At 46.5% G+C, this 2,888-nt stretch carries 1 rRNA gene; it reads left to right on the top strand.

From position 1 onward, the window contains the following. Positions 1 to 2,885 (top strand): 23S ribosomal RNA (locus NL43_RS08050); the annotation flags it as partial. Positions 2,886 to 2,888: the final 3 nt, after the last annotated feature.

The raw sequence follows: 2,888 nt of genomic DNA, 5'->3' as shown, positions 1-2,888 counted from the left end.
TATTGATTCACGATTACGTGAATTGGGAACCCGCTGAATTGAAACATCTTAGTAGGCGGAGGAAGAGAAAACAAACGTGATGCCGTTAGTAACGTCGAGCGAAAACGGTATAGGACAAACTGAATCCCTATAAGAAATTTATGGGGAGATGTGGTGTTGTAAGAGCAGATATATGTAACCCTAACTTATCCCTGTTTAATTATTGTTGGAACACTTTAACCGTAGAGGGTGACAGTCCCGTAAACAAGGGGTGAACTGGTTATTTCTGTATCTTGAGTAGCGTTCATTGGAAATTGGGCGTGAATCAAATAGGGAGGCATCGACTTCCAATTCTAAATATTACTTGAGACCGATAGCGTATTTAGTACCGCGAGGGAAAGCTGAAAAGAACCCTTTTATTAGGGGGTGAAAAGTACCTGAAACCAGATGGCGACAGCCTGGCATGGCATGGAAGGAATGATAATTTACTTAATCAGTTCTGGCAACACTACTGATTACTTATTTTTGACTAATGTTGTGTCATTCGTCTTGAAACACGAGCCAGGGAGTTTGTAGTTGTGGCGAGGCTAAGAAGTATATAGCTTCGTAGTCGTAGGGAAACCGAGAAAGACGTAGCTCTTGCGTGGTCTTCTGATTGTAAAATGTCGCAGTCACAGCTTTAAAACCCGAAGCCGGTCGATCTATCCGTGAGCAGGATGAAATCGCTCATACGAGTGATGGAGGTTCGCAGGGTTGTTGTTCTGCAAAACACTCTTATGACTTGCGGTTAGTGGTGAAAGGTCAATCAAGATCGGTGACAGCTGGTTCCTATCGAAATAGCTCCAAGGCTAGACTGATTGGAGATAGCTGGCAAGGTAGAGCACTGATTGGGTGTTTAGGGTGGGAAACTACTCGGCATCCTGTAAAACTCCAAACTTGCTAGCATCGTAGAAGATTGGATCGAGGGGCGTGGGGTAAGCCTGTGTCCCGAAAGAGAAACAACTCAGACTTTGGTTAAGGTCCCTAAGTGCCGAATTAGTTTAAGGGAGTCATTAGCCCTAGACAGTGGGGAGGTGGGCTTAGAAGCAGCCACCCTTTAACGAGTTCGTAACAGATCACCCATCGAGGTTAATGGCATCTAAAATGGAAGGGGTTAAGTCGGCCACCGATACCAATGAACATATACCTTTTTGTATATGATTTCGTAGATAGGCGTCCTGTTGGATTTGAAGCTGGGGTGTGAATTCCAGTGGATCTTGCAGGAATGTGGATCCTGGTAGTAGTAGCAGCAAAGTAAAGTGTGAATCTTTATCGCCGAAGGGGCTAGGGTTCCTTGGCAATGTTCGTCAGCCAAGGGTTAGGCGGTCCTAAGGGTAACGGTAAGTCCAGTTACTCGAAAGGGAAACAGGTTAATATTCCTGTCCAGCACAATTTTACACGGCAACGTTTATGTTTATCATTTTTGACACTTTGTGATATGCCTTGCAAGACTGTCGTCTTGTTCAAGTTTTAGAAGCTAGAGGAGAACTGTAATAGTGAGAATCTGGTTTATTTGCGATGAGTTGCTCGTCTTTTTGAGCGATTATTTGGCTGATTCATGGAGTCCTTGAAAAGAGAATGATAATTATTTGATTGTGTTTCCGTACCGAGATCCGACACAGGTGCCCCTAGTTTAGTAGACTTAGGCGTGTTAGGGTAAACCAGCTAAGGGAATTCGGCAAATTAGCTCCGTAACTTCGGGATAAGGAGTGCCAGCTATGTGTAGTAGCTGGTCGCAGTGACTAGGGAGGTTCGACTGTTTAATAAAAACATAGCTCCCAGCTAGCCCGTAAGGGTGTGTACTGGGGGCGACACCTGCCCAGTGCTGGCACGTGAAGCTGGGGTCCAACCTGGTGAAGCGCCAGTAAACGGCGGGGGTAACTATAACCCTCTTAAGGTAGCGAAATGCCTTGCCGGACAAGTACCGGCCTGCATGAATGGTAGAACGAAATCTCCACTGTCCCTAGCTGGAACCTAGTGAACCTGCTATTCTGGTGCACAAGCCAGAGACTTCTATTGGGAAGCGAAGACCCCGTAGAGTTTTACTGCAGTCTGCTATTGAGGCTTGGTTGTAAGTATGCAGCGTAAGTAGGAGACTTCGACGGTATGTCGTCAGGCATATCTGAGTCGTCCATGAGACACTACTTTCTTATGACTGTGTCTCTAACATAGCTATTTTTTAGGTTATGGACATTGGTAGATGGGCAGTTCGGCTGGGGCGGTACGCGTTTGAAAAGATATCAAACGCGCCCAAAGGTTGGTTCAAGCGGGACAGAGATCCGCTGTAGAGTGTAAGGGCATAAGCCAGCCTGACTGTATTTCGAACAGTAAGAAATTCAGAGGCGAAAGCCGGGCCTAACGAACCTCAATGTCCTCGTCGATGGGGGCTTGAGATGACAGAAAAACTACCTCGGGGATAACTGGGTGGTCGCAGGCAAGAGCCCATATCGACCCTGCGGCTTGCTACTTCGATGTCGGTTCTTTCCATCCTGGGTGTGCAGCAGCACCCAAGGGTGGGGCTGTTCGCCCATTAAAGGGGAACGTGAGCTGGGTTTAGACCGTCGTGAGACAGGTTGGTTGCTATCTAATAGAAGTGTTTTGTTGCTTGAGCGGAAGGTGGTTCCAGTACGAGAGGAACGAGCCGTCGGTGTCTCTGGTCTACCAGTTGTCTGACAAGGCATAGCTGGGCAGCTACGCACTATGATAATAAAGGCTGAAAGCATCTAAGCCTGAGGTATTCCGTAAAAATAAGCAGCTTTTTTAGGGTATGAGTAGAAGACTTGTTTGATGGGACTGGGATGTAAGCTTCAAGATTTCTTTTTCGAGTTGTTAAGTCCGCAGTTTCCAACACCCGATATTTCACAATTTCA

Origin of the sequence: Methanosphaera sp. WGK6, assembly GCF_001729965.1 — an archaeon.
In the GTDB taxonomy this organism is placed as follows: Archaea; Methanobacteriota; Methanobacteria; order Methanobacteriales; family Methanobacteriaceae; genus Methanosphaera.
This window is presented reverse-complemented; position numbering and strand designations above follow the sequence as displayed.